This window comes from Gammaproteobacteria bacterium (assembly GCA_028817255.1).
Classification (GTDB): domain Bacteria; phylum Pseudomonadota; class Gammaproteobacteria; order Porifericomitales; family Porifericomitaceae; genus Porifericomes; species Porifericomes azotivorans.
The window spans coordinates 1,450-9,063 of record JAPPQA010000160.1 but is presented as its reverse complement, the minus strand read 5'-3'; the positions used below and the strand labels follow the sequence as shown (position 1 = coordinate 9,063).

7 protein-coding genes are annotated in these 7,614 nt (G+C 65.0%); 5 read left to right on the top strand and 2 right to left on the bottom strand.

Translation table 11 applies throughout. The features are described from left to right. The first annotated feature begins 165 nt into the window (after positions 1-165). The 5 genes from hypF to OXU43_06715 all read left to right on the top strand — a co-directional run bounded on the left by hypF (position 166) and on the right by OXU43_06715 (position 5,990). The gene (gene hypF, locus OXU43_06735; protein MDD9824849.1) at positions 166-2,502 is read left to right on the top strand and encodes a carbamoyltransferase HypF; all 2,337 of its coding nucleotides are present in this window, start codon (positions 166-168) and stop codon (positions 2,500-2,502) included. 16 nt (positions 2,503-2,518) lie between these two features. Beyond that, on the top strand, positions 2,519-2,830 hold the full coding sequence (locus OXU43_06730) for a HypC/HybG/HupF family hydrogenase formation chaperone (protein ID MDD9824848.1): 312 nt from the start codon (positions 2,519-2,521) through the stop codon (positions 2,828-2,830). After that, complete coding sequence (hypD, locus tag OXU43_06725) at positions 2,827-3,993, top strand: hydrogenase formation protein HypD (protein ID MDD9824847.1); 1,167 nt, start codon at positions 2,827-2,829, stop codon at positions 3,991-3,993. The genes OXU43_06730 and hypD overlap by 4 nt, the downstream gene beginning before the upstream one ends. Then, complete coding sequence (gene hypE / locus OXU43_06720; GenBank protein ID MDD9824846.1) at positions 3,990-5,048, top strand: hydrogenase expression/formation protein HypE; 1,059 nt, start codon at positions 3,990-3,992, stop codon at positions 5,046-5,048. The genes hypD and hypE overlap by 4 nt, the downstream gene beginning before the upstream one ends. An 87-nt stretch (positions 5,049-5,135) precedes the next feature. Then, positions 5,136-5,990 (top strand): AAA family ATPase, encoded by an 855-nt coding sequence (locus OXU43_06715; GenBank protein MDD9824845.1) that lies wholly within the window; start codon positions 5,136-5,138, stop codon positions 5,988-5,990. A gap of 69 nt (positions 5,991-6,059) precedes the next feature. On the opposite strand, the gene OXU43_06710 is transcribed toward OXU43_06715, so the two are convergent. Both OXU43_06710 and OXU43_06705 read right to left on the bottom strand, forming a co-directional pair. Beyond that, positions 6,060-6,341, bottom strand: coding sequence for an energy transducer TonB (locus tag OXU43_06710; GenBank protein MDD9824844.1), 282 nt, complete (start codon positions 6,339-6,341; stop codon positions 6,060-6,062). A 785-nt stretch (positions 6,342-7,126) separates the two neighbouring features. Continuing rightward, a partial coding sequence (locus OXU43_06705; protein MDD9824843.1) for a biopolymer transporter ExbD occupies positions 7,127-7,614 on the bottom strand: 488 nt, incomplete at its 5' end.

The following is a 7,614-nucleotide window of genomic DNA, read 5'->3' as shown; positions in this document are numbered from 1 at the left end:
CGCGTCTCCTTCCGGTCGCATTGAGGGGGCGGCAGCGTTGCCGCGGTTTTCTGCTCGTCGTCAAAAAGAGTCGAATCTACAAGTTGAATCCAGCGTTTCGTACCGGTGGCAGGGAGACGGCCGATACCAAGCGGTCTGCCGTCGCGCGGTTGTTCCGGCGGGCCCATGGCGGATAAGCCTTCCTTCGGCGCTCCCGGCGGCGGTGAGGAGATTCGCATTCGGGGCATCGTCCAGGGGGTGGGATTCCGCCCGATGGTGTACCAGGTGGCCAGCGCCCTGGGCCTCAGTGGGGAGGTCTGCAATGACGGCGAGGGGGTTTTGATCCGTGTGCAGGCCGCTTCGCGGGCAGTGGACGCCTTTCTCGAACGCTTGCGGGCGGAAGCGCCGCCGCTGGCGCGCATAGACTCGGTGCAGCGGCAGCCCGGCGCCATGCCGGCCGTAGAGGGGTTTCGCATTGTTGCGAGCCGCCCCGGGCGGGCCCGTACCGCGGTTAGCCCGGATGCGGCTACTTGTAGCGCCTGCCGGGCGGAGCTGGACGCATCCGGGGACCGGCGGTATCGCTATCCCTTCGTTAACTGCACGCACTGCGGGCCGCGTTTCAGCATCGTTTCGGCCATTCCCTACGACCGCGCCAATACCAGCATGAAAGATTTCCCCATGTGCCCCGACTGCACGCGGGAGTACCGCGATCCGGCGGACCGGCGCTACCACGCCCAGCCAAACGCTTGTGCGGGTTGCGGTCCGGCCTTGACCCTGGAACCCGCTGCCGCATCGCCCGGACGGGACGCGGCGGAGCAGGCTGCGCATCTTTTGCGTCAGGGCGCGATCGTCGCTGTCAAGGGCCTGGGGGGCTTTCACCTCGCCTGCGACGCCGCCAGCGAGCGGGCCGTGTCCCGGTTGCGGGCCCGCAAGCACCGCTACGAAAAGCCTTTCGCGCTGATGGCCCGCGATATCGGGACGATTCGGCGCTACTGCGATCCTGGCCGGCTCGAGTGCGCGCTGTTGGCAAGTGCCGCCGCCCCCGTCGTTTTGATGCCGGCCCGCGGTCCCGGGCGCTTGGCGGAGGCGGTGGCGCCAGGGCAGCGCAGCTACGGTTTCATGCTGCCCTATACCCCGCTGCATCATCTGCTGTTGGCGAGTCTGCCCGATCCCATCGTGTTGACCAGCGGCAATCGCTCGCAGGAACCGCAGTGTGTCGGCAACCGGGAGGCGCGAGCTGCGCTGGGCGGGATCGCCGACTATTTTCTGTTCCATGATCGGGACATTGTCAATCGGTTGGATGACTCGGTTGCGCAGGTGGTCGGCGGGGTGCCGCGCCTGTTGCGCCGCGCCCGCGGCTATGCGCCTGCCCCGCTGCCGTTGCCCCCCGGCTTTGAGAAATCGCCGGCGGTGCTGGCTTTCGGCGGAGAATTGAAGAGCACTTTTTGCCTGCTCCGCGACGGACATGCGGTCTTGTCGCAGCATTTGGGAGATCTGGAGAATGCGCGCGCCTATGAAGCTTTTCGCAAGACCCTGGCACTTTACCTGGAGCTCTATGATTTGAAACCGGCCGCGCTGGCGGTCGATCTGCATCCCGATTATCTCTCCTCCAAACTGGGGCGGCGCCGGGTTGCCGACGGCGGCAGGATTATCGAGACGCAGCATCATCATGCCCATATCGCCGCCTGTCTCGCGGAGAACGGAGTCCCGCTGGATGCTCCGCCGGTTCTGGGCATCGCTCTGGACGGCCTGGGCTACGGAGAGGACGGTTCTTTTTGGGGCGGGGAGTTCCTTTTCGCGGATTACCGGGGGTATCGGCGCCTGGCCTGCTTCGCGCCGGTTCCCATGCCGGGAGGCGCCGCCGCCATCCGCGAGCCCTGGCGCATGGCCTGCGCTTATCTGCAGCGTTACGGGTCGCGGTTACACTGGGAGAGCCTGCCGGTTTTTCGGTCGTTGCGCCGGCAGCGGGCAACGCTGGAGCGGATGATCGCACAGGGGATCAACACTCCCTCGACCACGTCTTGCGGGCGCCTGTTCGATGCCGTTGCCGCGGTTATCGGTCTGCGCCGGGAAGTTACTTATGAGGGACAGGCGGCCATCGAACTGGAGGCGGTGGCCCGCGGGGAAACGCGGCAGGGGGATTTGTGCTATAGTTTCGACATTATGGCAGGGCATGAGACAGGTTGCGCCAGCTTGAGTACGCAGCCTCTGTGGCCGGCTTTGTTGGCGGATCTCGCCGCGGGGGTCTCTCCCGGACGCATCTCCTACCGTTTTCATCAGGGTTTGGCGCAAGCCATCGCGGGCATGATCGTTCATCTGAGAAAGCGGCACGGAGACCAGTGGCAAGGCAGGGTGGCTCTCAGCGGCGGCGTATTCCAGAATGCGCTGCTCACCGGGGAACTGCAGGGGTTATTGCGGAAATCCGGTTTTCAGGTGTTGTCCCACAGCCGGGTGCCGGCGAACGATGGCGGTCTTTCTCTGGGACAGGCGGCCATCGCGGCGGCACGCATGTTGGAGAGTTGAGCGGGGTCGGGCGAAAATGTGTGTGGGCATTCCCGGGCGTGTGACCGAGATTACCGATGCCGAGCGCAAACTTGCGCTGGTGGAGGTTGGCGGCGTCAAGCGGGAAGTGGTGCTCGCTTGCATAGTGGATGCGGATTGCCCGCTCGAATCCTGCGTCGGCGAGTGGGTCCTGATCCATGTCGGTTTCGCCATGAGCCGGATTGACGAGGAGGAGGCGCGGAAAACCTTGCGTTTGCTCACCGAGCTGGGTGAAGCGCAGGCGGAATTGGAGGCCATGTCGCAAACGGCGACTGCGTCGGGAGACCCGCCCTTAAGGCGAACCCCGTGAAGTACATGGACGAATTTCGCGACCCGGCCAAGGTGCGGGCCCTGCTGTCCGGGATTGAGGCACTGGCGCCGCGGCTGGGCGTCCCGCGGCGGCGCCCTTTGCAGATCATGGAAGTATGCGGCGGCCATACCCACTCCATATTCCGCTACGGAATCGAGGGGATGCTTCCGGACTGGGTCGAACTGGTGCACGGTCCGGGATGCCCTGTGTGCGTGCTGCCCAGGGGACGGGTGGACGATTGCCTGGCGCTGGCCGGGCGGGACGGTGTCGTCCTCGCCACCTTCGGCGACGCCATGCGGGTGCCGGGTTCCCGCAAAAGCCTGTTGCAGGCCCGGGCCGACGGGGCCGATGTGCGCATGGTCTATTCGCCCATGGATGCCTTGCAGTTGGCCCGTGCCATGCCGGACCGGGAGATCGTCTTTTTCGGCCTGGGTTTCGAGACCACCATGCCCAGCACTGCCTTCACCGTGTTGCAAGCAGAACGGGAGGGAATTGCGAATTTTTCCCTGTTCTGCAATCACATCACCATCATCCCGACGATTCGGGCATTGCTGGATTCTCCCGATCAGCGACTCGACGGTTTTCTGGGGCCGGGGCATGTCAGCACGGTGATCGGCATTCGGCCCTACCAATTCATTGCGGAGCGGTACCGCCGTCCGGTGGTCATATCCGGTTTTGAGCCGCTGGACATCTTGCAGTCGCTTTGGATGGTGTTGAAACAATTGGCCGAAGGGCGTTGCGAGGTGGAGAACCAGTACCGGCGCGTGGTGAGCGAAGACGGCGGCAGTGCGGCGCGGGCGGCGGTCGAGAAAGTGTTCGAGCTGCGCGAGTTTTTCGAATGGCGCGGACTGGGCTCGATCGAGCGCTCGGGGGTGCGGTTGCGGGACGAATATGCCCGCTACGATGCGGAGCGCAAGTTTGCCCTGCCGAATCTGGAGGTCGCCGACCCCAGCGCCTGCCAGTGTGGCGAGGTCCTGCGCGGCCTGATTAAGCCCCGGCAATGCAGAGTGTTCGGGACCCGTTGCACCCCGCAGACTCCAATGGGCGCCCTTATGGTGTCTTCCGAGGGCGCCTGCGCGGCCTATTACAACTATGCCCGCGCGCTGCCGGAAGACGGCCGCGCCGCTCGCGGCCCATTGGCGGACCCTGCAGCGTCTGTATGAGCAAACCGCCCGCTGCCGTGCCGCCACCGGACGGCGGGGGGGAGATCGTCACGCTGGCGCACGGCGGCGGCGGCCAAGCCATGCACGACCTGATCGGGCGCGTCTTTGCCGCGCGCTTCGGCGGCGGCGCCAATCTCCGCGAAGACTCCGCGCTGCTGCCGCTGGATCGGCTGTCCGGCGGTCAGCAGCGGTTGGCTTTTACCACGGACAGCTACGTAGTAGATCCGCTTTTTTTCCCGGGCGGAGACATAGGCATGCTGGCCGTCAACGGCACGGTGAACGATTTGGCGGTCAGCGGCGCGGTGCCGCTGTATCTCAGTTGCAGCGTGATCATCGAGGAAGGACTGCCTGTGAATACCCTGCGCCGTATCGCTGGCTCCATGCAGGCCGCCGCGGAGTGCGCGGACGTATGCATCGTTACCGGCGACACCAAGGTCGTGCACCGGGGCGCGGCGGACAAACTGTTCGTCAACACTGCCGGCATCGGCCTGACCCCGACGGGAGTCCGTATCTCCGCCGCTCAGGTCCAGCCTGAAGACCGTATTTTGATCAACGGCTGCATCGGCGATCACGGTGCGGCCATCCTCGATGCCCGTGGCGAGCTGGCGTTGGACAATCCTGTGGAGACCGACTGTCAGCCGCTGGGCGGACTGGTGCGGGACATGCTTGCCGTCTGTCCGGATATCCGGGCTATGCGGGATGCCACCCGGGGCGGTGTCGCTGCCGTGCTCAACGAATTCGCCCGGGCGGCGAATTGCTGTCTGAGGATAGAAGAATCCGCCCTGCCGACCCGCGAATCGGTCAGGGGGATGTGCGAGATCCTGGGTCTGGATCCGCTGTATCTGGCCAATGAGGGGAAGCTGGTTTGTGTTGCGCCCCCCGCTCATGCCGAGGCGGTGTTGCGGGCGATGCGGGCGCACCCCGCCGGCAGGGATGCGGCACTGATCGGCGAGGTGATAGCGCGGCCGGAGGGAATGGTCCTTTTGCGCACCGGTTTCGGCGGCGAGAGGATCGTTGATATGCCGGTGGGGGAGCAGTTGCCGCGGATTTGCTGACGGCAGCGGCGTCTTCGTTGTATGCCGCGGGCCGGGCGGTTAATATGCAGGTTCGCCGTTCATGATTGCACGACAGGAGGAACGAGGATGAAGATCGCAACCGTAGGCAAGGGCGGCTCCGGCAAGACGACCGTGGCGGGCGCCTTGGCCAGAGTTCTTGCGGAAGAAGGCCACAAGGTGCTTGCCGTGGATGGAGACCCCAATCCCAATTTGGCCTTGACGCTTGGCATGTCTCCCGGGGAAGCGGAGCAAATCAAGTATATCAAGCCGGACATCATGGAGATTGAGGCCCAGTCCGACGGCACCCGCAAGCTGCAAATGACCGTCTCCGGAGAAGAGTTGATTCGGCAATACGGCGCCTCCGCGCCGCAAGAAATAGATCTTGTCGTTATGGGCAGGCCGGCGGAAGGCAGCGCCGGCAGTGGCTGCATGTGCGCCTCCCACCTGGCGGTGCGCGGCATCATTGCCGAGATGAGCGGCCATGGCGATCATACGATCACCGACATGGAGGCCGGGCTTGAGCATTTGAAGCGCGGCACGGCGCGCAACGTGGATACCATGTTGGTGGTTGCCGAACCGTACTACCGATCGCTTGAGGCCGCCGCCCGCACCCACTTGCTGGCCCGCGAGTTGCGGATCCCCTACATCTTTATCGTCGCCAATAAGGTCAAGGAGGATGACGATCTGGCTGCGATCAAAGAGTTTTGCTCCCTGCATGACATGCCGATCCTGGCCACGGTCCCGTACGATCCCCTGTTCACCGAAGCGGAGCGCAATGGCAAGTCGCCTATAGACTATGCGCCGAACTGTCCCGGCATGAACACGATTCGCGAGATTGCAGAGGAGTTGGCGGCCCTGGAGGTGCCGGAATCCGCCGATCCCGGGTTGCCGCAACGGCGCCGCCGCAAGCCGGCTGCCTGCACTCCCAGAAGCGGCTTGTAAACGGCTTGCGCGAGCGCTGCCCTTCTGGTGGCGGAGGATTGCGGGGGAAAGCCGGGGAAAGAACTGCCCTTAGCGATCCGAAATGCGGAAATCTATGGGCACCCGGATCCAGGCGGTAACCGGCGCATCCCCGCTTCGGGCCGGTTTGAAGAGCCACTTTTCCCGGACTGTGGCGAGTGCGCTGCCATCCAGCATGGGATGTCCCGATGACTCGTGTACATGAGCTTCGGCGACTTTGCCGTCCTCTGCCACCAGTACCGCGATGACGACTCTGCCTTCTTCGCCCAGATCCCGCGAGCGCTCGGGATAGGGCGGACTGGGGATCAGGTGGTATAGCGGGCGGGCCAGCACTTCCGGGCGTTGCTTCGCCCGAGGCCGCTTCGGGGCGGGCGTTATTCCCCGTCGCCCGGGTTTATGCCCCGTATCGCCCGGCCTGGCCCGGCCGGGCAGCGCGCCGCTTCCCACCGGTCGGATTTTTTGCTCGGGGGGCTCGACCGCGGCGGATTTAAGGGGGGCGGCGTTGTCTGGCGGAGTTTCCGGCGCTTTCTTCCCGGCCTGCCTGGGCGCGGCCGCCTCGGAAATTACGGGCGGCCTTCCCGAGTCCGGCGTTTTTGCGCCGGGAGAAGCGGCGGCATTTTTCGCGGCGCTTTCCGGCGAGGCATTTTTCGGCGAGGCGCTTTCCGGCGAATGGTCTCGTTTCGGCGTGTCTTCTACCGGCGCTTCGGAGCGGGCGGTTTTGGCCGGGGGGGCAGATGGCCTTTCGGGTTCTGGCGTTTTTGCCTCGGACGGTCTGGCAGGGGTTTCAGGGTTTTCAGAGCTTTCGGCCGGGGCCGGGTTTTTGTCTTCGGGCGTTTGGGGGTCGGCGGCTTTGGGGGAATTGGCTGCACTGTCCGTATCCGGCGTTTTTGCCTTGCCGGGCGGAGTCGCGACGGCAACCCGGGATTGCCGCGGCGCCGCCGGTTCCGGGGAGGGGTTCGGGACGGCGCCGGGCTGTCCGGCAGCCAATGCGGCGACGCTCACTGCCAGACCTCCTCTTTCCGGCGTCCCGGTTTGCATCCGCGGCCCTGGAATCGAGCCCAGCGCCAAAACGTGGACTGTGACGGAAACGGCCAGGGTCAGTGCGTCGTCCCGGTCAATCATGGCCGCTGCTCGGCGCCGGTCTCCGGTGCGGTGGCGACGGTCAGCTTCTCTATCCCCAGCTTTTGCCCCAGGTCCATCACCTGTACCAGCGTTTCCACCTGCGCACCTCGGTCGGCGATGACAAACAGGGCGATTCCCGGTCGTGCCGCGACCTCCCTGCCCAGTTCCTGCTCCAGCTCTGCGCGGCCGATCGGTTGTCGCTCCAGAAATAGCGAGCCGCCCTTCTCGATTGTGAGCGTCAGCGTCGGCGCGGTCTCGACGCTGGCCTGGGTTGCCTGGGGCAGTTCCAGCGACAGCCCGACTTTATAGGTTGTGAAGAGACTGGCGTAAATGAACGAGGCCAGCACCAGAAATACGATGTCTATAAGCGGGATCATCTCGATCCTGGATTCGCGCAGGTGCTCCGCCCGCTGCTGCATGGTTGCCGGCTGCGCCCGCGGATGCTCGTTCCCGGGGTGGCGCCGGGCTTTCATGAACCGCCGGT